The sequence below is a fragment of the Longibacter salinarum genome, from assembly GCF_002554795.1.
GTDB classification, from domain to species: domain Bacteria; phylum Bacteroidota; class Rhodothermia; order Rhodothermales; family Salinibacteraceae; genus Longibacter; species Longibacter salinarum.
Window position 1 is genome coordinate 336,192 of sequence record NZ_PDEQ01000004.1, and the last position, 23,311, is coordinate 359,502.

A 23,311-nucleotide genomic window follows, 5' to 3' on the forward strand; every position below is an offset into this window, starting at 1 on the left:
ATTCAGCCTCTTATGGTTGTCTTTTACATCCTCACTCCCGTCGCCCTATTGCTTGCCGGTCTCGGCGTGGCTGGCTTCCTCTGGTCCGTCCGCAACGGCCAGTACGACGACGTGGAGACCCCGGCCATCCGCATACTCATCGACGATGAGGACGGTGGCCCGACGACCTAATCGTCGTCGCCCTGCCCGACCGTCACCCCACCGGTGACGTGCCCTCAGACGTTCCTTCCACCCGAATCGCCCTCTCTTCTCCAATGACCCTCTCCGCTTCCAAACCTGACGGATCGTCCACGACGACGCGCGCTGACGTTCCCGAGCCCGAAACGCCTGTCGCGGGCACCGAAGTCAATGCCCATACGTCCGAGTTTACCTGGACAGCTGTTTCGGATGCGACGGAATACGAGCTTCAGATTGCGCCAACGGCTGACTTCGCCGAGCCCTTCTTCGACTCCTCGGTGGGCGACACCACAACGATCTCTGTGTACGACGCCATTCCAGAGAATGGCTCCACATGTTACTGGCGTGTCCGCGCAATCACCGACGCCGGCGCAGGCGACTGGAGTGGCGTAGCAAACTTCGTTGCCGCTCGCGATACGGTTGTTGAACAGAGAACGGAGTCGACGCCACAGGCGAACACGATAAACAGCCCAGCCCCCACGCATCCGACAAAGAACGCGCCGGTGGATGGTCATGCGGCGACCTTCGAGTGGACCACTCTGCCTCAGATGAGTCGCTACGAGGTCGAAGTCGCCGAGAGCGATGACTTCGACACAATCATAGCGACCGTACCGGTTCGAAGCTCGAACATGCTCACCCTCTACGCGATGCTCCCCGAAGACGGGACCCCCTTCGCCTGGCGCGTTCGCGGCGTCCGTCAGGATGGGTCGCTAACCGATTGGTCCGGGCCAGCGTCTTTCGTGGCAGCCACGGATCAGGATGTCATCGATTACAAGGCCGAGGAAAAGCGCAAGGCGGAGGCTCGAAAAGAAGCAGAGGCTATGGAGAAGGCTTCTACCGCCACTGAGCGTGCAGAAGCAAGCGCGCCGGTACTTACCGCACAGACAAGTGGTACATTCGCCTACACGGTAGCCTACCTCATGATCTTGACCTTTGTCGCCACTGTTTACCTGATTAGTACCGCCGTCTAGGATAATTTTATTTGGATGTCACCCCCACATTTCGAAATCCATGGGTGAGGTCCATGGGTGAGGTGACAGGCTCCGACCGAAGAGCCTGTCACTGAGGGCAGCACTGCGCCCGGCCAACCGGTTTCTTGCCGGATGGTCGGGCGTTGGTGCGTTCTATCCGTCTTCTTCGGAATGCATTCGAATCGATCGGTCGACGGTCGACAACGGATAAGCGTCCGTTTTGGATAAGCGTCCGCATTCCGGGTTCGGTGGCGTTGGCCAACGTTCATTCAAATGACCGACTGTCAACTTCCAGCAAACGCATTCACTTGTTAGCGATGCGATTGCTACATTTCGCGTCCCGGCCTGATGACACACACCTCCTCCGCATGCCCGTCTCCGCCTCCCCCTCTCTTTCGTCAATCCTCGCCCTCGTACTGTTCACCACCCTCATTGGCGGCTGTGCACCTGATTCAACATCGAACGGCGACGCGCCCACGTCGCACCCCGCAGCACTTGCTCTTGACGGAGCCTTCGACGAGTGGAACTCAATTCCTGAACTCGTGCGCGACTCTATCGGGGATGGAGGTGAAACCGACGTCCAAAGCCTGTCGATGGCGCACGACGACGAGTATCTGTTTGTATCGTTTCGCCTGAACGCGGCGTTGACCCTGCAGCAGGACAACGACCTCACGCTCGCCCTGGACCTCGATGCAGACGAATCGACCGGAAATGCCGACGGCGCTGATCTCACGTGGACGTTTGGAGAGCGCAACGGCACGTACTACGGTCCGTCAACAACAGAACTGGGGCACGCGGACCTTGGCTTCGCGTCCCTTCCAACCGTATCGTCAAATCAATACGAGATCGCGCTACGTCGTGCGGCGACACCCGGCCAATCGGAGTGGCTGACGACGGGCGATACGGTTTGCGCCGTACTGGAGAGCCAGACCGACCGGGCCCCCGACACGGGGCGCGTGTGTTACAAACTGACAGAGGGGCCGTCGAACGTGAATGACGGACCCGTCGAACTGGAGCGCGCACCCGAGACGCAGGTACGGGTCATTTCTCACAACGTCCTCCAGGACACCCTCTTTACCGCCCCCGTGCGGAATGCCTATGAACGCATTTACCGGACGGTCGAACCGGACGTCTACGCACTCCAGGAAATCTACGATCACGAAGCAGAAGTCACGCGAACGCGCATCGCCGAACTGACGGACACAGATGCGACCGAGTGGCACACGGCCAAGCTTGGTCTTGACCTCGTCGTGGTCAGTCGCTTCCCTATTCTCGGAACGCATACCATTCCCGGTTTCGAGGATTACGAGAGCGGCGCGTACCTGCTTGACACCAACCAGGAAATGGGACATCCACTCTTGCTGATCAATATGCATCCGCCGTGCTGCACGGGAGGTGAGCCCACGTCCGACCTGAAGCGGCAACGCGTCGTAGACGCCGTCGTGGCCTTCCTTCGCGATACACACGAAGATGGCGGACCGCTTGATGTACCCACCGACACACCCATCCTTATCGTCGGCGACATGAACTTCGTCGGGGATGCGCAGCAACCGGCTAGCCTCGCAGACGGCGGCATCCTGAACACGTCTCTCTTTGGGGACGCGTCCGCTCCTGACTGGGATGGATCCCCCCTGCTGGACATCAATCCGAGTCAGACCGGGGCGCCCCTACATACGACATGGGAAAACGCGGACAGTAGCTTTCCGCCGGGACGCCTGGACTACGCCTATCTGTCCGATAGCGTGGCCGAAGTGAAACGTGCATACACACTTTCAACGAGCCAGCTTCCAGACTCGGTGCGTACCGCGTATGGCCTCAAGAAAGAAGACACAGCGCGAGCCAGCGATCACCTGCCGCTCGTCATCGACATCTCGTCTGACGATTGAGTCGTATCAGGCGTTAGAGGGCGTGACGATGTCGACCGGGATACGTACGCGAGGATCGTTTCTGGAAACGTATCCGTCGCGAGCAAAAAGCCATCGCCGAAGCGGGCAACACCCTCCCAGTTCCGACCGGTGCCGTTGGTGAGAGTCATCCACACAGGTGGCGTCTCCGTGCGGCTAATGGACCCGTCTGTCACTTCCAGCTCGACAAGACGCTCCACCGTCACGCGACTCCGATGGGAAGAACCAACGCCGAAGTCGAGGGCAACTGAATCTGGGGCAGGGTCCATGGCCGCTTCATCCCCCTCGTACAGGTAGTTCGTCACCCAGAAACGCCCCGCATGGTCGAGTGCCGTCGCATCCGTGAGGCGGTACTCGAGCGACGACATCGGTAGCCAGCCCAACGGTCGGAGGTCTCGCGTGAACTGCATCGCCCGCGGCGCCGGATTGATGTTCGCTCCGTTTGCCTCGAACAGGGCGATAATCGTGGTGTCCGTCACGACGATCGCTTCGAAGCCCATGTTGCTCATGGACACGGGAACCGGGATCTCCGACGTTTCGGCAAAAGCGAGAGCAGGCGAGCGCGTCGAGTCCGCCACCCCGCGTCCGAGGAACGCGCGCATACCGAAGAGTCCTCCTGCGAAGCCCGTCGCCTCCACCGTCGCGTACACCTCACGACCGGAAACAGCCAGCGCCTCGAATCCCTGATAGCCGGGCACCGCACGTGGGTCGTCGATGTCAACGGACAGAGGTTGAGGCATGACCGCCCCGGTATCTGCGCCTTCCACCGATGTCTCAATCGCCGTTTTTAGATCGGAGCGGGAGATGCTGTAGATGACCGGAGAGGAATCCGAAACGAACGCCGGGTATTGAGGGAGCAGAAGTAGACGGTCCCCCCACCAGGTCAGTCCGGATATTTCTATGTCTCGTTTTCCCGCCGGGCCATCGAGGCGAATGGGTACCGGCTCTGCTTCCTCAATCGAGCGGACTGCACTCGTATCAGCCAAGTTGGCGGCACGCTGCCATGCCGGTCTATTCATCGGAGGAGACGGTTCGTCCGATCCACAACCACCTCCTACGATAGCCAGCAGAGATAAAAGCAGGCAAAGTAGCGTCCGTTTTCTCCTGTCACTCCAAACCGCTCCGCGCATCTCTTCCTTCTCTGCATTCATTCTGTTTCCCGTCAGCGGGTTGAGATATCTTTTCCATAGACGCACAATAATACGTTTTCGGAATGACAACGTCGGAGTGACCTAGCCATATCGACGCAGCTGCCTTGATCTGGGCAGAAAAACGTTCCCACGTTCACAATCTGTTTGGCGGATGAGTCGTGAAAACGTACGAGCGGCCGTTCATGTCTATTCGCAGGCCTGAGCCGGTCCTTCCGCGATAACGACCTAGACGCGGTGCGCGAGTTCAACCCATCCGTGTATTGCAAGCGGCGCGAGGACCGACCGTGGGGAGGTCCGGATCTTTGAATCGCCGAAGGCTGTCCGGCAAACAGGTTCTCAAACGTTCTCGTGCTGAGGCTCGTCCCGACGACTGTCGGGGGTTGCTGCATCCGCTAAACGGAGACCGTCTGAGACACCGATATTTTGAAGTTGAATCGGTACGATGGAACACAGGAAGACAACCAAAACGCCCTGTATTTTGAAATTAACTATTTGAACTCATAACATTTATGTATAACGGTCTATTTCTCGAGCTCATTTAACCCCCCCTCGCATGCCCAACTTTCGCGCGTTTTTTCTTCTTATACTCGGTGTGTGGGCGACATCTGGATGCTCTGCCATCATGTATTATCCGGGCCCTCACCATGCGCCCGTGCCCAAAGAGACGGGGGAAGTTCGAGCAGGGGGGTACGCTTCCTCAATCGGAAATTTTGCGGCACAGGCGAGCATCTCTCCCCTGCCGCATGTGTTTACGCACGGCATGATCCAAACCGCTAGGATCGATGATGAGATCTTTCGCATGGGGGAGGCCGGTCTCGGAGTCTATCATAATTTTGATGATGCGACACCGTACGATAATAACGTCACTTTGAGTCTTCTGGGGACTTGGGGACGAGGCACTTCTTCTGGAGACGGAGGAGGAGGCCTCATAAGACAATATACCGTAGATACGCGATTGGAGCGGCTCGCCGCCCAGTTTGACACGGGAGTCTGGATTAATCTCTCGGATAAGATTCCCGGCGATACGTTCGTAACCACATCAATGCGACTATCTCATATTCGTCTCTATGATATCGTTCTGAATGGTAGCAGCCCAATGCCGGAGCAGACCGGGATCTTTCTCGAGCCTGGCGCGAAAGCCGGGATCGATTTCGGATTTGTGCGGTCGTACGGGACGTTTGGGTTTACCGTGCCGATGACCATGTTCGATGATACGCGGTTCAGTTACGAACCGGTGTCTCTCGGTTTCGGCATATCCTTCGACATCTCTCACCCGTTCCGGGAATAGGCTATTCCGGAAAGCGCCGCGCGCTCGTTTCACGTCTATTTCGTGCTTGGTCGGGCTCTATCTAACAGCGATACGGTACTTTTTATGTATCCCAACGATGTCCTGGCGCTAATCTTCCCGTTCTGCTCGTCATGAAGGTATCCGGCGGTTTCCTGTCTCTACCTGTTCAACGAGTATGCTCACTTTTGAGCGCCTTGCTCATCCTCGCGCTACTAACGGCATGCTCTAGCGATGATCTGCCCGTGTACGAGGATCTGAGTGAAACGACGTTTGAACTCGTGGACCAAGATTCCACCCGCGTCGAGTTTCCTCAGGCCTATCGCGGAGACATCCTCATCGTGGGCGCTATCTATACGCAATGCCCGGACGTATGCCCGCTCATCACGGGCAAGATGGACGAGATCCGGCGCCAGCTTGAGAATCGGTCGGACGTTCGGTTCGTTACCGTGACGTTCGATCCCCGCCGTGATACCCCTTCTCGGCTCGCGTCATACCGATCCGCCTTCGGCATTGACGGTCCCCGGTGGCCGTTCCTCACGGGAACGCCGAAAACGATCGACTCGCTCATGAGCCGGCTGAACATCAAGTCCGAAATTGCGTCCGGCGATACGACGGGCACTTACTTTATCGATCATACGGATCAGATTACACTGATCGACGATAGCGGACGCGTTCGGTATCGATACCACGGAAGTGGTACACCGCCCGCGCTCATTCTTGAGGACATCAACAAACTCCGTAGTTGAGCTCTCGTGCTTCTGCCTCCTCCAATGCAGCCCCCTCGATCCATGTACCCATCGCTTCGTCGCTCCCTGCTGTTCGCTGTCGCCATCGGGTGTTCGATCCTGCTCCTTGCGGGCTGTGGAGCCGATGACTCAACGACGGGCGAGTCTTCGGGTGCATCGGCCTCCGAAACACCTCCGCCGCCACAAACGATGGACATCCGTTCCGTATGGGTCCGGCCGGCGCCGAGCGGTGGAAACTCGGCACTGTACATGACGCTCGTGAATGGTACGCAGGCCGCAGACACGCTCCTGAACGTAGACGTTGCCGTCGCAGACACCGTCGAGATCCACGAGTCGTATCAGACGGAGGACAATATGTCGGGCATGCGGCCCATCGGTCCACTGCCTGTCGCCCCGAAGTCGAATGTCGTACTTGAGCCGGGCGGGAAGCATGTAATGCTTCTGAATCTGAGCGAACCGCTGGCAGCCGATTCATCCGTTGCCGTGCGACTCACGTTTTCGACGGCGGGCGAACGGCGGGTGCGAGCTCCAATTCAAATGCGCCCTCCGGGACCGAAGTAACCCGACACATCCGCATTTTCTCTCACCCTCCAGCCGCTCGAATGGACTGGATCCTCGCCGGCCTCGCATTTGGATTTTTCGGCAGCGTGCATTGCGTCGGCATGTGTGGACCGCTCGCCCTGAGTCTTCCCGGCACAGGTCGAGGGAGATGGCGCTACCTGAGTGAGCGCCTGCTGTACAACATCGGTAGAGCGATTACCTACACCACGCTCGGCGGCGTCATTGGCGCACTCGGCGCCCTGGTCTCCCTTTCCGGTGTTCAGCAGTGGCTGTCCATCGGCATTGGTCTCATCATGATTCTTGGCGCCCTGATTCCGTGGGTTAGTCGGAGGGTGAATCGGCTCGAACATCTTCCCGCCCGCTTCCTCGGCCGCGTCATGAAGCCGATCCAGTCTCTTTACCGACGGGGCGGCTTTGGAGCCATGCTTGTCGTAGGCCTGTTGAACGGGCTCCTTCCGTGTGGATTCGTGTATGCCGCTCTGGCCACGTCGGTTACGGCAGGATCGGTCTACACCAGTATGTCCTTCATGGCAGCCTTTGGACTCGGAACGATTCCCGCGATGTTTACGGTGAGCATCATGGGACGTCTCGCCAGTGCCACGTGGCGAACGCGGCTGCAGAAGCTCGTTCCGATCGGGCTGGTCGTTGTCGGAGTGCTTCTCGTTTTGCGAGGGCTATCGCTTGGAACGATACTTAGCCCCGATCTCAAGGAGGTGATTTTCTCTCCCGGGACCTGCCGATTTCTCCCGTTCGTGGACCCAGCCTGAGGATTTCCTTCTCCTCACGGCTCCATTCTCTTCCCCGTAGAGCACGTCTTCTATGTCGCTACGCTCCGTTCTTGCCTCGTTCCTTGTCCTCCTAACGCTCTCGTCCGCTCCAGGCTGTGGATCCGACGAAAAGCCGAACGACGTCACCCGCTACGAGAACGTTCGCGGCCGCTTCCTCGGCACGGCGAGTGACGGACGCGACGTCGTGCTTCACCACGAAGCGGTTGACGGCGCGATGCCGGCCATGGTCATGTCGCTTCCCGTCGCTGACCCGGGCGACGCCAACGGGATCGAGATCGATCAGCCCGTTCAGTTTGATCTCGTGATCGAGGGCAGCGAAATCCGCGTCGAGTCCCTGACTACGCTTGCCGACACAACGACGCTGAACCTTGAGTCCCCCTCGGAGGAGAATGGAAACGCGACGCCGGAGACCGAGTCCGACACGACGGGACGATAGACGCGGAGAGCCAAACAAAAAAAACCGCCGGCGCACCCCGTTCCACACCTCGTGGTTGTGTGGAATCGTGCACCGGCGGCTCCCTCCGTCGAGGCCGCTGATAGGACTAGCGAGCCACGACGATTTTGTCAGTGTAGGTCTGTTTGCCCGCCTGAACCCGCAGGACGTACATTCCAGCACTCAGTTGATCGGCCTGAAGCGGCAAACGAACTTCGCGACGAGCCGTCAAGGCCCCATTATGAAGGGTTGCCACGCGACGTCCGAGTACGTCGAAAAGTTCAGCTCGGACGTTCACATCATCGGCCGTTCGAATCCGGACGGCAGAGCGATCGACAACGGGCGTCGGCCCGACCCGAACGGTCATAGCATCTTCGTCTTGAATGACGGCCGTCTTCTCGACGACCAGGTGCTCCGTTTTCTGGCCTACCCGCCGGACGAGGCGAACCTGGTATGATCCATTCTCGAGGGCGTTACTCTCGAAGCGGTTCATGCCGTTGCCAGATTCGGTAACCGTCCCTTCGGCGGCAACGAAGGCGCCATCCCGTTTCCACTCCACGTAGATCGGGTGCTCTGTATCCGCTGGTTGGTGCCACTCCGCGTGGATCCGGTTGCCATCGTTCCAGATTCGGGCAGCCACTGGTACCCCGGGATCGATGCGGAGAGTCAGCGGCGACGTCCCCGACTTCCGACTCATGAACGGATTATCGGGGAGTGGATTCGGCTTGCGCGATGCTGCTGGTGGTAGCGTCAGACTCTTCGACTTCGACGCGATCGACGCATCGAGCGTGACCGACTGATTCTCACGCAGATCTATGGTTCCGTTAGGGGTTTCCAGTTCGATGCTCCACCACGGCGGAAGGGCATCGGCCCCATCCCACGAGATGCGGTAGGACGTTGCGTCGGTCCCGGACTCATCTACAAAGATCGGCTGCACATACTCACCATCAAGATCCGTCGGAATGCTCGAAACAGCACGTCGATGGGCATGATCGCCGGTACTCGGGAAGCTCAGCGCAACCGTTGGCCACGCGAGAGGCACGAGCTTCGTCGCATCCCAGGCATCCCATCCGTAACCAGCATCTGGATGCAGCATGACCGCTGCAGCCTCATCGTAGGCAACCGTCTCGAATCCATTCATAGCGGTGACCCTTAGCCGAATCGACACCGGCCCAGACGGCGATGGTTGCGTAGTTGCAGGCTGACTCTTGTGAAAGGTCGGGCGCGTCGGCACCTGATACCCCATATCGTACGTAAGGGACGTAAAATCTTCACCAGACCAGTTCTCGGTATCGAACTCGGCGAAGAACCCTTGATGGGCGGCGATGTCGTCGGAGCCGTCTACCTCATCCCCAGCAATTGGCAAGACCAATTTGTACGAGCCGACCCCGGGGTCCCATACAAGCACATTGCTTTGAAAACCCTGGGCCACCAGGTTCAAGCCATCTACATCGATCGCGTTCGGAAATGGATTCCCCATGTAGTGCCACTTCCGACTCGTTGGGAGATTGGTCGCCGTGACATCGCTCGTTGGACCCGGCCCTTCGAATGACAAGACGGATCCAAGATCTTGTGCGTAGACGTACATCATATACCCGTGTCCATGCGCCAGCGCGTCGTCTACGGAAGAGGCCTCAACCCAGTGTTCGCCCGAAGTCTCCGTACCAGGCGCGTCATACGATAGATAAATCGTAGTGTAGGCATTGGGATAGGCTCCTTCTACACCCTGAATGTGCGTATCGTCCGCCACGTCGCCCACGGTTAAGCCAGTCATCGGTGGGGCAAGCTGGCGCCAGCCGGCTACACTCGTCAGCACAGCTTTAACCGGGAGCTCCTGCTGAGGGCCGCGCAACCGGGGCGTCCCCGCATTATTGCTGGGTTGCACGTATCCGAGCTGTGTCGACTGGGCCGCCCACTTGGCGTCCGTCGCATTGTCGCCAATCGACTGCCCTGTAAACGTTGCCGATTCACCGCTTGCCACCGATGGCCAGTCGGTACCTCCATAGCTTATCTGGTCCTGGAGGTTGCCTTGACCATCACGCAGGACGATATCATCGGCGGCGTCGCCCAGGTCAATCCCGTTGTACGTGTAGTCGCAAACGACATGGGTCGTACTCGTCCCGCAGAGCACCGCATAGTTCCCGGGCGCTATAGAGACCTCAGACGAAATCGTATGAGAGGCGGATTCCGACTCGGACGGGGTCGGGTCTACCAGCGACCAACCCTGTAGCGATACCGGGTCATTTCCTTCGTTATAAACTTCGATCCATTCGAGTTCAGTAGCGTCTGACTCGCTGAGACCGTTGTAAAGAATTTCGCTGATGCCCACAGCCTGAGCCCGGACCGGCGTAACTGTGAGAGCGAACGCGAATAGTAATGACCCAAAGCAAATGCATCTTCGGCATGTCATAGGTCCACGAGACCGTTGGAGAGGGAACGGGGCTCCAACATGCCTATTGGTCTCGTTAGCACCCATACGCAAGGGTACGTACGTAACCGGCGCAGCGACAATTTACGTATATGTGCCCATCTGCAGAACCAAGTCAGCTCGGCATTCCACCGCTGGCGTCGGCGGTCGCATTACCCGATGGCGCCGCTATAGACGTACCATCCGAGACCAATCGTAAATGCGAAACAGCCCCAGATGCCGTGCTCGATTGACACCTGAAGTGTGGATCCGGTGCGCGAGTATGTTCGGGCAAACCAGACGCCGCTCGCCGCAGTCATTAATGGTGCAACCCAGTTGGCGAAGATGATATGCGCCAGGCCGAAGGCCGCACCACTTGCGACAATTTTCGACCAGTTCTGCTGAAAGAGAGCGTCGTACCGATGGAAGAGGAAGGCCCGGAAGATCACTTCCTGCGGGTACACCGAGACAAACGGATAGGTCACCATGATGGCAACCCACACCTTTGGATACTCTTGCGGGAACGTCAACAGTAGATCCGGTCGCAGGACACCCAGCGCGACGACGACCACAGCCGCGCCTGGAATAAAGATTCCCACCGCTCGGACGAAGCGACGCTTAAAGCGCTGGCGGTTCCACAGCCGTGTCCGATCGAAGCCCCGATCGTACCAAAGGAGCAATGTGCAGCCGGCAGCAAGAAAGAGCAGCGTGGGCGCAATCAATCCCTCAAGCGTGTGCCGTTGCGTGAAAAGTAAAAGCGGCAGTCCAGCAAAGAGCGCCAAAAACTCGACGAGCAGGTACAGCCGACTGTTCGTTTCGGGTACAAAGGGAGCCCGGGTCAGTCGGCGCACGGAAGTGTCCGTGCCCGCGACAGATTGTTCGGCAATAGAGTGACGATCGGACATACGCGGCGGACGTTCCGTCTGGTGGTAGCGGGGGACGCGACGTGAGCGCCCCTCGTTTAATTCACAAAATGCTACTCAGGACACTGGCAATGTGTGTCCGCCTCGATGAAATCGTTGCATCTAGCGTCATCTTCTTACGTGCGTCACTTGCACTCGAGTCGACGAACGGTTGGAGCAGAGAGCCCACCTCTTTAAACGCTGTGTCGTGGGACAAACGGAGAGTTTCAAGTTCAGTGATACGTCCCGCCTCCGATCGCGTCCGGACCTATCGCAGGTGGTCAAAAAGCTACGGCCCCAAGACGCAGGCTTAAATGCAAAACGCCCGGACCGTGAGGGCCCAGGCGTTCTCTATCGACGTGGCGTTTCCGTCGTACAATGTAGCCGGTCGGATGCTTCGGTTATGGCGGCCCGCGCTAGAGAAGTTTGATGGTGCTGATCGGTCGCCCGAATAGTTTCACCTCTGCGTCCGTGCGCTCGGCAAGGGTCGGGGTACCACTCATGTCCCAGATGACTGTCACGTAATCCCACTGGCCGTCAACCAGGGCCGCATAGCGCGCGGTCGATCCGCTACTCGGCATATCCAGTTCCTGTGGCAGGATCCCCTGTGCATCAACGAGTTCAATAACTGCGTGATGGTACGGAGTGACCAGTATGTAGGCAAGCTTATCGTTATCACACTCTTCCGTCAGCAGACGCGGGGTGACCGTTTCCTGCAGACCTGTCGGCCGCAAGCGCCGGGATTGCAGTCGATACACCGACATACGGATGCCTTCTGTCGACGCCCCTAGCCCTTTCTCATCCTTCCACTGCTCGATGGCATGCTCGATAGGAAGGATGCGACGGTTGGTTAAATATCGGTTCTGCAGCGCCTTGCTGACCCGAGCCGGTTTGAGCCCAGTTGCCTCACAGAATGCTCGTTGCGTACCGAAGTGTTCGTCAATGAACGCCAAGATTTGATTCCGGCGCTGCTTCAGATTGTCGATCGTTTCGGTCTGCACGCTCGTATTCAGGGACACAGCAGTCACGCGTCTTAGTGAAAAACAAGAACGGTCGCCCCGTATCCTAACAGCCCGGGCTTGTACCGCATCATCGTACAAAAGATCTTGGCAAAAGTCACGCATATCACCGGGGCGGAAAGAGCGCGACGAGCCGGACAGATTATTGCAGTCGATTCATACCGCTGCACACAGATGCTAAGCGGCGCTTAGCCCGATCGTACGGACGTTAAGCAGCACAAAAGCAGTGCGACCGAATTCACATACGCGATCGCACCTTCGGTTCTGCATCCACGAAATTCCTTGAGAGCGATAAAAACCGTCTCGAAATAGCGCAGAAGTGGAAAGATCGGAGCATCCTCCAGGGAGAATAGGGACCATTCCTCCGATTATTATCCTGCACCATAGCAAAAGACGGACCACGAGATCGCGTAGAGAGCGACACCATTTCTCTGCGCGAACGCCTCTTTCATCCAGACCGGCGAACCGGCATGAGATCGAGCAAGAGCATGAACACTATTTCACTCATGAACGAAATGTCCGGATATCTACTTTTGTGTTTACACATTTGTCATCTATGAGTTCGCACGTTTTGCAACTTGATACCATGACTACGCCGCCCGACGCGACCACGTGCGCATTTTATCGGGCTCAGAACCTGTTTGGCGGACCGCCTTCGGCTATCCAAAAGAGCGGACCTTCCGATCGTCTGTCCTCGGGACGCCTGCGTAACCAGGCCTTGTGTGTTTCGCGCACCGTGTCTACAGCGCACGTGCCATAGGATCACGATCAGGCCTGCGAGTAAACAGGAACGACCGAGCGTACGTTTTTGAGACCCATCCGCCAAACAGGTTGTCAGTCCTGCATTTCTTCGGTACGAGACAAAGCAGAAAGCTCCGCAGCAATACGTCGAGCCGTCACTTCAAACGGTTGGAAGGAGCAGCCAAGCTCCGTCCGGGCTCGCCGGTTCTCGTATTCGTGTGTTGCCGTACTCGTCTGGACATGCTCGCGTGTGAGCATCGGGCGCGTACGTGTCACAAATGAGACAACCTCGGACGCGACAGCTGCGACACTCATGAGTGATGGTGGGATCGTACGCGAGGGGGGGGGCTGCCCGAACGCCTCCGCCAGCGTCCCGACGATCTCGTGCCAGGAGAGATTCTGACTCCCCAGGAAGTAACGGCGGCCCTTTTCTCCGCGTGCCATGGCGTTTCGCATTCCCTGAACCACATCCTGCACATCGACGACGTTACTTCCTCCCGGAGGCACGGCCCGCGCCCACCCCGACCGGACGGCGTCGATGATACGGCGCGTACCATGCCCTTCCCGCCCGACACCGAAAATGAGCGATGGGTTCACGATGACAGCGTCAAGCCCCTCGGCGATGCCCCGATGCACCTCCAATTCGGACTCATATTTCGAACGGGCGTAGGCCGACCGATCTTCCTCGTCATCCCAGGATGTAGACTCGTTGATGACCATGGGGCCCGCCGGCCGACCGAATGCTGCCATGCTCGAGGTATGAACGAGTCGTTGCACGCCAGATCGAAGAGCAGCATTCACGACGTTACCCGTCCCATAGACATTCACCTCATGCAGCGTCTTCTGCTGTCCCGGGCCGAAAGAAATTTGCGCGGCCGCATGATACACGTGGGTGACATCCTGCATCGCGTCAAGGAGCGACCGGGCATCTCGAATATCCCCCATAGCGTGCTCAACTTCGTCAGCGGCATCGCCTAGAATCGAAAGGTCCGACGAGGATCGACGGAAAATGCGGACCTCTTGCCCATTTGCCAGCAGTTGGTGCACGAGCTCCGAGCCAACGAGGCCGGTCGCGCCGGTAACAAGCGTACGCCGTGGTTCTGTCATCAAAGTCGCTACACGCAATCAAGTCGGGACAGACGCAAGGAAGAGCGACTGCGACTACTCGGTTGCTGCCTCAATTTCGATGAGAAGGGCGTTCTTTTCGACCGCGTCCCCAGCTCCCGCATGAATCGCCGAGACGGTCCCGGCTGAGGGAGCCTTCAGTTCGTTCTCCATTTTCATTGCCTCCAGAACCAGAATTCCCTGGTCCGCCTCGACCGTAGCGCCAACCGACACGAGCACATCGAGAACCAGCCCTGGCATCGGAGCACGTACTTCCCCACCTGCGGCTCCATCCTCTTCGAGACCGAACTCCTCCATCAGAAGGGCGCGCTCGTCCTTGACACGGACCGAGGTGCGGCGTCCCCTAATCGTGACCCGGTACGAGCCGTCGTCGGTGGGTTCGACGGAAACCGGTACACTCCGACCATCGAGGATCAGGGAGACGTACCCCTTACGAATGGTTCGGAATGAACACTCTCTCGGCTCACCGTTCACAAGGAGTTGGCCATCCTCAATCGTGACGTCAACGGAGCGATCGCCGACGAGAGCCTGATACGTGCGGCTAGACATGGACACTGGAGTCGTAAGCGGGGCAGGACCGAAAGGACAACATCACCGGAGGCGCGTTGCCCGTTTCCTGAAGATACAAACTCTGCCGGTCTTTCCAAGTTGGAAATGAGATGAAGCCTGGTCTGTTGTCCGTCATCATTCTGCTCTCTGTGACCGAACGCCTATCTCTGACCCCCGCTCTTCTCCTCCGCGCTTACTCCAACGGGGTTTTCCCGATGGGTGATGAGGACACGGGCGCGATCCGCTGGTACGCCCCGAACCCGCGCGGCATCCTTCCCCTGGACGCGTTTCACACTCCACAAAATTTGCAACGCCGCGTCGAGCGAGGCGAGTTCACCGTAACGTCGGATGTGGTCTTCGATGACGTTATTCGAGCCTGCGCCGACCGGACGCGGACATGGATCACGGAGCCGATCATTCGCGTCTACTCCAAGCTTCATCATATGGGCTTTGCGCACTCCGTCGAAGCCTGGAAAGACGATGAACTTGCGGGTGGACTCTACGGCGTCGCACTTGGCGGTGCGTTTTTTGGAGAGTCCATGTTCTACAGAGTGAGCAATGCGTCGAAAGTCGCTCTCGTCCACCTCGTACGGCAACTCCGTGCCGGCGGATACACCCTTCTCGATACGCAGTATTCGAACTCCCACCTCGAACAGTTCGGAGCGATCGAAATCCCGCGTGAGGAATATGAGGTCCTGCTCACAGATGCGCTCGGTGTCGATACGACCTGGTGGCCGGAGGAAAACGTGACGCGGCAGGACGAAACGTAAGAAATGGACCGGCCAGATCGGCCTTTCACCGCCCCACCCGCACCTAAACCCCAAACGCCCCCTTATGCCCCGGTTTCTCCTCATCGCCCTGCTGACGATCGGCCTGCTTACGGCCTGTGGATCCGGTTCGGCGTCGCCTGACGACCCGCCGACGTCCCTGAGCGATACAGTTTCCGCTGACGATGGGTCTGTCGCGTCCCTCCCGGACAGCGCGCTCGTTCCGCCATCGGATAGCACGGCCCGGCGGTTTGCCGCCACCATGAAGGTCGCCGACAGCCTACACCTGTCTCAGCGACCCGTCGGAGAAGTCATGCAGATCCTCGGCCAAACGTTCGGTGGGGCACCCTATCTCGAGGGTACGCTGGACGAACCGTCCGAGGAGCAGCTCGTGATCCGATTCGACGGGTTCGACTGCGTGACGTACGTCGAATCGTTGCTCGCCATGGCGCGGGGCGTTGTTCAAGAGGACACAACGTACGCCGGATTTGCTCGTCGCCTCGGGGCAATTCGCTACCGCGCCGGAGAGCCTCTTGGCTACTGCAGCCGCCTCCACTATTTCTCCGACTGGATCCGCGACAACGACGCCTCTCGGTTCGTACAAGACATTACGCCGACAATAGCGAGCCGCACGTTTCGCGATAGCATCGACTTCATGAGCACGCACCGCGACGCATACAAGCGATTCGCCACAAACGACAGTCTGCTCGCATGCGTCCAGGACGCGGAGAGTGAACTCGCGCGGGCTGCCTCCAACCGGCCCCTACAGTACGTCCCGCAGGATTCGATCCGTACCGTTTATGATCAGCTCCGCGCCGGCGACATCATCGCAATTGTGACCTCCGTGGACGGCCTCGACATTGCGCACACCGGACTCGCGTACGTACCGCAGGAAGACGATCCGAACGACCGTGTTGGGCTGCTTCATGCCTCGCTCTCGGACGGGGTCGTGGTTTCGCCCGATCTTCAACGGTACGTTCAACAGATCGGCCACATGATCGGTATTGTAGTGGCACGCCCGCAGCCCGCGGCCTCGGATTCGCCTTGACGCCGGACTGCCGGTCAGTCCGCCTGAAGACTGGTTTTTCTTTCCCCGACCCTCACCCATGCAAGACATCCAGCACATTGGCGTTTACACGAGCGGTGGAGATGCCCCCGGCATGAATGCCTGCCTCCGTTCGACCGTCCGCACCGCCCTGTCCAACGACCTCGAAGTCACCGGCATCCGCAGGGGCTACGAGGGAATGATCGAGGACGACTTCGTGGAAATGGACCGACGCTCGGTGTCGAACATCGTACAAACCGGCGGAACGATCCTGAAGAGCGCTCGCTCGAAAGAATTCAGAACGGAAGCAGGGCGCGCCCGCGCAGCTGAAAACCTCAAGGCGAACGGAATCGACGCACTCGTCGCCATTGGTGGTGACGGTACATTTCGTGGGGCATCGAAGTTGCAACAAGAACACGGGATCTCAATCGTTGGCTGCCCGGGGACGATCGACAACGACCTGTTCGGTACCGATGCGACCATCGGATACGACACGGCGCTGAACACGGCGATCCAGAATATCGATCGCATCCGTGATACCGCCGATGCACATAACCGCCTCTTCCTGATCGAGGTCATGGGCCGGGATGCCGGCTTTATCGCACTGAACTGCGGCATTGGGGGCGGGGCCGAGCTCGTGCTCATCCCGGAGACGATCACGGAAATGGACATGATCAAAGAGCGGATTCTGTCGCTGATGTCGGCGCAGCGCCGCTCTACGATCGTCGTTGTCGCCGAGGGAGACGAACTTGGCGGGGCTCGTGGAATCGAGCAAGCCCTTCGCGAGGATCCGTCGTTTGACGACATCGACCTTCGCTCGGCCATCCTGGGGCACACGCAGCGCGGAGGCTCCCCGACGGCCAGTGACCGCGTTCTCGCGAGCCGCCTCGGCGTCGCCGCGGTCGAAGCCCTGCTGGACGGCCATACCGACGTTATGGTCGGCATGGTCAACGGAGAAACGAAGCTGACTCCGCTCCGCAATGTCTACAGCCGGAAGAAATCGATCGACTACGATCTCCTGAAGCTGACGCAGATTCTGAGCTAATGCGACCCGCGGCGGGCCACGCGCTGAAAGTGGCCGCGCGATCGGCGCCTGCAGCGCTTCTTGCAGATACGTGATGCACCGCCAACAGCGTAACCAAACGGGTATTCATCACGGCTTAGTGGATCCCATCATCCGCGGTGGGTTACGACACGTGACCGTTTTCCTGTTCTACCTCACGCTCGTATTCTGACGATGTCGCAGCAATCCCCGCCCATTGGCGAAGTCGAGGGAAAAGCGGAGCACGTCGAACAGATGTTCGACACCATCGCTCCAAAGTATGACCTCCTCAACCGGGTACTCAGTCTCGGCATCGATCAATACTGGCGCTGGCGTGCCCTTCGCCAACTCGCTGATGAGAAGGTGACAAAACTGCTCGATGTCGCCACGGGAACGGCGGACGTGGCGATCATGGCGGAACGTATCCTCCAGCCCCGTAAGACACTGGGAGTGGATATTTCCGCAGAGATGCTCCGCTATGGTCGTGAAAAGCTCGACCGAATGGGTCTATCGAACCGGATCGAGCTCGTCCAGGGCGATGCGGAGGCGATCCCGGCCGACGACGGTTATTTCGACGCAGCTGTGGTTGCGTTCGGTGTCCGAAACTTCGAAAACCTTGACGCCGGGCTGCGCGGCATGGCCCGTGCTCTGCGTCCGGGAGGCTCGCTCGTCGTTCTCGAGTTCAGCCGTCCGCGCGCCTTCCCGATCAAGCAGCTGTACGCGCTCTACTCGAAGCACGTCCTCCCTCGCATTGGCGGGGCGATGAGTTCCGACGCCAGCGCCTACCAGTACCTCCCTGAGTCTGTCGCTGCATTCCCCGACGGTCCCGACTTTCTAAACCGTATGGAAGCGGCCGGCTTCCGCGAAACGTCGTGGACGCCTCTCACCTTCGGCATCGCGTCCATTTACAAGGGAACCCTTCCCGCATCGTAAGTACACCTACTCGCCCCCACGCGGCCGATCGATCCCCCGCTTGGGAGCTACGTCCCCGATCTGTCCCCTCCTTCCGTGGCCTTCTGGTCTCCTGACGGGTGAATGCCCATGCCACGGCTTCCCGCCTCTCCCCCGTCTCATTCCGCAGCTCAACCTTCTATCTTGGAGATTGAGACTGCCTTTCTATCTTCGCACCTCGACTTACATCCCTCTGTGGGTACTATCGAACTTCGTATTTCCGTCGCTCCCGAACATTACGACGCCATCGTGGCCGAACTGGAAACCAGTGCGGTCGGCTTCCTCACGGGTAGCGACGCTCTTCATGCCTTCATGCCAGCAGAAGCCTGGTCTGACGATCACACCCAGTCGCTGCTGGCCTGGCTCCACGAGCGGAAGTGGGAGGTCGACATCAACACGAGCTTCCACCCCGATACGAACTGGAACGAGAAGTGGGAGGCGACCATCCAGCCCATCCGCGCCGGGCAGTTTCTGATTCGCCCCACATGGTCGGAGCCGGTGGAGGATGCCGATGTGCCGCACGAGTTGATCGTCGATCCGAAGATGAGCTTCGGGACAGGCTATCACCAAAGCACACGTCTCGTGCTACGCCTTCTCACTGAAGCGATTGAGCCCGGCGACACCGTACTCGATGTCGGTGCGGGAACTGGCATCCTATCGATTGCTGCATGCCGCCTTGGCGCAGACCATTGCATTGCGGTCGATATCGACCCGAACGCGGTCGAGAACGCTCCGGAAAATGCACGCCTCAATGAGTGCGAGCAGCAGATCGACGTGCGCAAAGGATCGATGGACGTCGTCTCCGAATCGGGGTTTGACGTCATCCTCGCGAACATCAACCGAAACGTTCTCCTCGATCTTATGCCGCAATTTGCCGAGGCGAGCGCACCGGGCGCACGACTCATCCTTGCCGGCTTACTCAAGCGCGACAAGGACGTTATCACCGACCGCGCCAATGAGTGCGGCTATACCATCGACGAGATCCGCTCGGAGAATGAGTGGATCGGCCTGCGACTCCGACTCCAGGAACGCGCCTAACCAACACGTGCTGCCGAACCGACGGCAGTTTTCCTCTCTACCCGACGCACCAACCCCGATCTCTCTTCTGTATGCGCATCGCGGCCATCGATGTCGGCACCAACACGGCACAGCTTCTCATTGCCGACGTGACCGGCAAGCGAATCGAGAGACTTCACGTCGCTGAGCGATTCGTACGACTGGGCGAGGGCGTCGATGCCACCGGGCGAATCAGCAAGGCGGCTCTCAGGCGACTCGGCGATGTCCTTCGGGACCATCGCTCTGTGGCCGAAGCACACGAGGTGGATCAATTTGTCGTGTGTGCCACGTCCGCCTCTCGCGACGCCACCAATCGGGACGAGGTGATCCGATTCGTCCGCGATGAAACCGGCCTGCCGTACGAAATTTTGTCTGGAGAGGAAGAAGCGACGTGGAGCTTTGCCGCTGCGACGGCTCCCTTTCGCGATGTTCACGCCGGCTGCCTCGTGGTCGACGTCGGCGGCGGCTCCACCGAACTCGTCGCCGGCACCAACCCGTCTGGCCACACCCCGAACGCAGAGCGCTCGATCTCGGCCCGCGTCAGCCTCAACATCGGCTGTATTCGCCTCACCGAGCGCTGCTTCACCTCTCAGCCTCCCGCACCGAACGATATAAGCTTCGCGCGGAACGCCATCGACTCCGCACTGGAGCATGCGACGCTCATCGCCTCCTCCCGGAATGATGGTGCCCTGACCGTGATCGGCACCGCGGGAACCGCAAGCGCGCTTGCTCTCGTCGATACCGGCCCCGACAGCACGATCGATCCATTGAACGGGTCTCCGCACACGCTTACGAGCGAACGCGTCCGGCACTGGCGCGAGGACGTCCTGCGCAGATCGCCCGAAGAGGTACTTGCCCTTCACCCCAAGGCGATGGAGCACCGAGCAACCGTCTTTCCCGTCGGCGTGATGATCCTGGATGCCGTGCTGGAGCAGACAGGAGCCTCTGTCCTTCATGTCAGCCCGTATGAACTGCGCCACGGCCTTATTCTCCGCCATCTCGCGTCTGCGTAGGCCCGCTGCATGTGCTCGTTTCTGTAAGCACGCCGAAGCTCGAGGCTTATCCTATCTGAGGGTCTGTATTTGACAGATCCCACATGACACAGCAGGAACAATGAACCGGACCTCTGGTGGCAGATTGTGCCGTATCATGCCAACCTCCCCGCCCGTGTCATGGCCGTACGTAGCGAACAGATTCTCCAGGCTCTCAAGAAGGTCATCGAGCCCAAGCGCGACCAGAACATTGTGCGCCTCGACATGGTGCGCAATCTGCAGGTCGACGGCAATACCGTATCCTTTACGGTTGTCGTCAAAGACCCCGGATCGGCGTTCGAAAAACAGGTCCAGGAGGCGTGTCGACGCGTGATCCACGAGGAGGTCGACCGGGATTTGAACGTCGACGTGGAGCTAGACAACGAAATGATCTCGCTCGGTGACGACATCACCGTTGGCGATGCCAGCGGGGAAAAAAGCCAGCAGAAGAGTGGCGGTGTGCTGAACACCATTGCGGTGGCAAGTGGCAAAGGCGGTGTTGGAAAAAGCACCGTTGCCGCGAACCTCGCTCTTGCGCTCGCAGACGAGGGATACAACGTCGCCCTCGTTGATACCGACATCTACGGCCCATCCGTGCCCAAAATGATGGGCATGGAAGGGGAAAAACCGCGCGTCAATGACGAGCGAAAGATCGTTCCGCTGGAGCAGCACGGGATCAAGCTTCTGTCGATGGGCTTCATGGTCGACCCGGAGAAAGCCGTTGTCTGGCGCGGCCCGATGGTGACCAAAGCCGTCCGCCAGTTCCTCGGGGACGTGCACTGGGGCGACATCGACTATATGATCCTCGACCTGCCCCCGGGAACGGGCGACGTGCAGCTGACGATCGTCCAGACGATCCCGCTCACGGGCGCCATCATCGTTTCGACGCCTCAAGAAGTGGCCCTCGCGGATGCGAAAAAGGGCGTGGCGATGTTCGACAACGTCGACGTCCCGGTCCTCGGCATCGTCGAAAACATGGCGTACTTTACGCCACCGGATCTCCCGGACCGGAAATACTACCTGTTCGGCCGGGGCGGAGCACAGGACCTCGCCCGCGAACTCGATACGCCCTTCCTCGGCGAAGTACCGATCGAACAGATCGTTCGCGAAAGTGGCGATGACGGTCTTCCCGTCGTACGTTCACACCCAGATAGCGCATCGGCGGACGCCTTCCGAACGCTCGCCGATCGGACCGTCGAACAGGTTTCGATTCGCAACGCGCAAAAGGACCCGACGCAGAAAGTCGAGATCCTCTACCGCTGATTCTGTGCACCCTCTCGGGTCGGGCGCTGCTTACCGGTCAAAGCCGCCGTCGCTCGGACCTTTTTCGAGGTCAAGCCTTTTCTACATTTCCACGCAGCATGCACATGTGGTGGACGAGATCTGACCACCCTCTCCCCGCATCCTCGTTCTTGCGACTCGTTTCGACTCATGACCGACTCTGTGTCCCCTACCGCCTCCGATCCGAACACCGACCCGGAGCTGCGCGACCAGATTGAAGAAGCTCTCGATACCATCCGGCCCTATCTGATGGCCGATGGCGGATCCGTGCGGCTTCTCAACATCACGTCCGACTACGTGGTGGAGCTGGAACTGCTCGGCGCCTGCGGATCGTGCCCGATGAGCACGATGACGCTCCGCGCTGGAATTGAGCAGACGCTGAAGCGCTCCGTGCCGGAAATCACGCGTGTGGAAGCTGTCAACGCGACGGCCACGCCGTAACAAACGCCGTAACAGCGGTTCGACCGCTTTTTTCTGACGTATTGTATCGAGCCCCGCGCTCGTACGTCGGCTTACACCTCTCCCCTGTCTCTGGCGAACGATCTGGCAGCATCGTCAGTTGCCGAAGCTCGCCAGTCGAATCGTCGCGCCGAAGCGAATAGGATAGTATCGGGTCGACTGCGGCTCCGAGATGGTCCTCAACGTTGTTGGAGCGTTGCCGTAATCACCATTCGTGATGATGACGTAGCGCCCTTCGACAAAGAACCCGTACGTCTCGTTAATGTCGAAATCGACGCCGATGCCGAGCGTGTAGCCGAGGTGGGTCTCGATGCGTTCCGCTCCCGTCAGTAAGATGATGTCGCCATTGGGCAGTGGCTCGCCTAGCACGTCGCCCGTTGCATCCAGAAACGTGGCGGGTTGGAAAACGGAGTGATATATGCCGGCACCGGCTGTGAAGTAGGGCTTCGATGCAATATCGGCATTCACGATGGTATAGCGGAATGCTGCCCGCCAGCTGTAGATCTCCAGAGTCCCGTCTTTGATCTCGTCCGTATCATTACTGATCCGGTCCTCGAAGTACAGGAGTAGATCCGACTCGTTCGTCGTAAATCGATCGAACTCGGTTCCCAGAACGAACTGCAGCCCGGGCAACGTCTTCGGGAGAACCTGGATTCCGAGATCGAGGCCAAGATTCGTGCCGGAGCCGAGGTACACGTCGAGGTTATCCGGCTGCGTAAGAATCATCCCGCCGGCTCCCGGGCGAAGGGTTATTTCCCGCTGAGCAAAGGCAGATGTCGCGCTCAGCAAAACCAACAGGACAAAAGCGAGGACTCGCCGGAGTAGACGAGACGCTAACGGCGAAGTAGCAGAGGGCTCGGTCATAAACTCGGATTACGGTCTAGAGAATCGGGTCCGTAACGTACGGATCAGATCAG

Annotated in this window: 23 protein-coding genes; 16 read left to right on the top strand and 7 right to left on the bottom strand. The window is 59.0% G+C overall.

The window, feature by feature from the left end:
- Positions 1–12: 12 nt before the first annotated feature.
- The 3 genes from ccoS (at position 13) to CRI94_RS09770 (ending at position 3,034) form a co-directional block, all read left to right on the top strand.
- Positions 13–171 (top strand): cbb3-type cytochrome oxidase assembly protein CcoS, encoded by a 159-nt coding sequence (ccoS, locus tag CRI94_RS09760; protein ID WP_098075506.1) that lies wholly within the window; start codon positions 13–15, stop codon positions 169–171.
- Between the two features lie 83 nt (positions 172–254).
- Positions 255–1,148 (top strand): phage tail protein, encoded by an 894-nt coding sequence (locus CRI94_RS09765; RefSeq protein ID WP_098075507.1) that lies wholly within the window; start codon positions 255–257, stop codon positions 1,146–1,148.
- Positions 1,149–1,516: 368 nt separating this feature from the next.
- Positions 1,517–3,034: an endonuclease/exonuclease/phosphatase family protein gene (locus CRI94_RS09770; protein WP_179862235.1), complete on the top strand. Its 1,518-nt coding sequence runs from the start codon at positions 1,517–1,519 to the stop codon at positions 3,032–3,034.
- Here the strand turns inward: CRI94_RS09770 and CRI94_RS09775 are convergent.
- Positions 2,995–4,071: a hypothetical protein gene (locus tag CRI94_RS09775; RefSeq protein WP_098075509.1), complete on the bottom strand. Its 1,077-nt coding sequence runs from the start codon at positions 4,069–4,071 to the stop codon at positions 2,995–2,997. The genes CRI94_RS09770 and CRI94_RS09775 overlap by 40 nt on opposite strands.
- Positions 4,072–4,756: 685 nt before the next feature.
- Between CRI94_RS09775 and CRI94_RS17490 the strand changes: the two genes are divergently transcribed.
- The 5 genes from CRI94_RS17490 (at position 4,757) to CRI94_RS09800 (ending at position 8,022) form a co-directional block, all read left to right on the top strand.
- A complete protein-coding gene (locus CRI94_RS17490; protein WP_143815359.1) occupies positions 4,757–5,491 on the top strand; it encodes a hypothetical protein in 735 nt (244 codons plus the stop codon).
- Between the two features lie 185 nt (positions 5,492–5,676).
- Positions 5,677–6,237, top strand: a complete 561-nt coding sequence (locus CRI94_RS09785; protein ID WP_179862236.1) for an SCO family protein — start codon at positions 5,677–5,679, stop codon at positions 6,235–6,237.
- Positions 6,238–6,279: 42 nt separating this feature from the next.
- Complete coding sequence (locus CRI94_RS09790; protein WP_179862237.1) at positions 6,280–6,798, top strand: copper chaperone PCu(A)C; 519 nt, start codon at positions 6,280–6,282, stop codon at positions 6,796–6,798.
- Between the two features lie 41 nt (positions 6,799–6,839).
- Complete coding sequence (locus CRI94_RS09795; RefSeq protein WP_098075513.1) at positions 6,840–7,565, top strand: sulfite exporter TauE/SafE family protein; 726 nt, start codon at positions 6,840–6,842, stop codon at positions 7,563–7,565.
- Positions 7,566–7,617: 52 nt separating this feature from the next.
- Entirely contained in the window at positions 7,618–8,022 is a 405-nt protein-coding gene (locus tag CRI94_RS09800) for a copper-binding protein (protein WP_098075514.1), read from the top strand.
- 106 nt (positions 8,023–8,128) lie between these two features.
- On the opposite strand, the gene CRI94_RS09805 is transcribed toward CRI94_RS09800, so the two are convergent.
- From CRI94_RS09805 to CRI94_RS09825, 5 genes are all read right to left on the bottom strand, one after another.
- Entirely contained in the window at positions 8,129–10,348 is a 2,220-nt protein-coding gene (locus CRI94_RS09805; RefSeq protein WP_179862238.1) for a lamin tail domain-containing protein, read from the bottom strand.
- A 251-nt stretch (positions 10,349–10,599) separates the two neighbouring features.
- Complete coding sequence (locus tag CRI94_RS09810; protein ID WP_098075516.1) at positions 10,600–11,331, bottom strand: CPBP family intramembrane glutamic endopeptidase; 732 nt, start codon at positions 11,329–11,331, stop codon at positions 10,600–10,602.
- Positions 11,332–11,744: 413 nt separating this feature from the next.
- On the bottom strand, positions 11,745–12,347 hold the full coding sequence (locus CRI94_RS09815; protein WP_098075517.1) for a hypothetical protein: 603 nt from the start codon (positions 12,345–12,347) through the stop codon (positions 11,745–11,747).
- Positions 12,348–13,181: 834 nt separating this feature from the next.
- A complete protein-coding gene (locus tag CRI94_RS09820; protein ID WP_098075518.1) occupies positions 13,182–14,195 on the bottom strand; it encodes an NAD-dependent epimerase/dehydratase family protein in 1,014 nt (337 codons plus the stop codon).
- A gap of 54 nt (positions 14,196–14,249) precedes the next feature.
- Positions 14,250–14,762 carry a biotin/lipoyl-containing protein gene (locus tag CRI94_RS09825; protein ID WP_098075519.1) on the bottom strand — a complete coding sequence of 171 codons (513 nt, stop codon included), beginning with the start codon at positions 14,760–14,762 and terminating at the stop codon, positions 14,250–14,252.
- 110 nt (positions 14,763–14,872) lie between these two features.
- Between CRI94_RS09825 and aat the strand changes: the two genes are divergently transcribed.
- The 8 genes from aat to CRI94_RS09865 all read left to right on the top strand — a co-directional run bounded on the left by aat (position 14,873) and on the right by CRI94_RS09865 (position 22,376).
- The gene (gene aat, locus CRI94_RS09830; protein ID WP_098075520.1) at positions 14,873–15,532 is read left to right on the top strand and encodes a leucyl/phenylalanyl-tRNA--protein transferase; all 660 of its coding nucleotides are present in this window, start codon (positions 14,873–14,875) and stop codon (positions 15,530–15,532) included.
- A 64-nt stretch (positions 15,533–15,596) separates the two neighbouring features.
- Positions 15,597–16,577 (top strand): N-acetylmuramoyl-L-alanine amidase-like domain-containing protein, encoded by a 981-nt coding sequence (locus CRI94_RS09835; RefSeq protein WP_098075521.1) that lies wholly within the window; start codon positions 15,597–15,599, stop codon positions 16,575–16,577.
- Between the two features lie 58 nt (positions 16,578–16,635).
- Positions 16,636–17,619: a 6-phosphofructokinase gene (pfkA, locus tag CRI94_RS09840; protein WP_098075522.1), complete on the top strand. Its 984-nt coding sequence runs from the start codon at positions 16,636–16,638 to the stop codon at positions 17,617–17,619.
- Between the two features lie 192 nt (positions 17,620–17,811).
- The gene (gene ubiE, locus CRI94_RS09845) at positions 17,812–18,549 is read left to right on the top strand and encodes a bifunctional demethylmenaquinone methyltransferase/2-methoxy-6-polyprenyl-1,4-benzoquinol methylase UbiE (protein ID WP_098075523.1); all 738 of its coding nucleotides are present in this window, start codon (positions 17,812–17,814) and stop codon (positions 18,547–18,549) included.
- Positions 18,550–18,762: 213 nt separating this feature from the next.
- Positions 18,763–19,605, top strand: a complete 843-nt coding sequence (gene prmA / locus CRI94_RS09850) for a 50S ribosomal protein L11 methyltransferase (protein WP_179862239.1) — start codon at positions 18,763–18,765, stop codon at positions 19,603–19,605.
- Between the two features lie 71 nt (positions 19,606–19,676).
- Positions 19,677–20,636, top strand: coding sequence for a Ppx/GppA phosphatase family protein (locus tag CRI94_RS09855; protein ID WP_098075525.1), 960 nt, complete (start codon positions 19,677–19,679; stop codon positions 20,634–20,636).
- Positions 20,637–20,795: 159 nt separating this feature from the next.
- Positions 20,796–21,917, top strand: coding sequence for an Mrp/NBP35 family ATP-binding protein (locus CRI94_RS09860; RefSeq protein WP_098075526.1), 1,122 nt, complete (start codon positions 20,796–20,798; stop codon positions 21,915–21,917).
- Positions 21,918–22,085: 168 nt separating this feature from the next.
- Complete coding sequence (locus tag CRI94_RS09865; RefSeq protein WP_098075527.1) at positions 22,086–22,376, top strand: NifU family protein; 291 nt, start codon at positions 22,086–22,088, stop codon at positions 22,374–22,376.
- A gap of 114 nt (positions 22,377–22,490) precedes the next feature.
- Here CRI94_RS09865 and CRI94_RS09870 read toward each other — a convergent pair whose 3' ends face one another.
- The gene (locus tag CRI94_RS09870) at positions 22,491–23,258 is read right to left on the bottom strand and encodes an outer membrane beta-barrel protein (RefSeq protein WP_098075528.1); all 768 of its coding nucleotides are present in this window, start codon (positions 23,256–23,258) and stop codon (positions 22,491–22,493) included.
- Between the last annotated feature and the right edge of the window lie 53 nt (positions 23,259–23,311).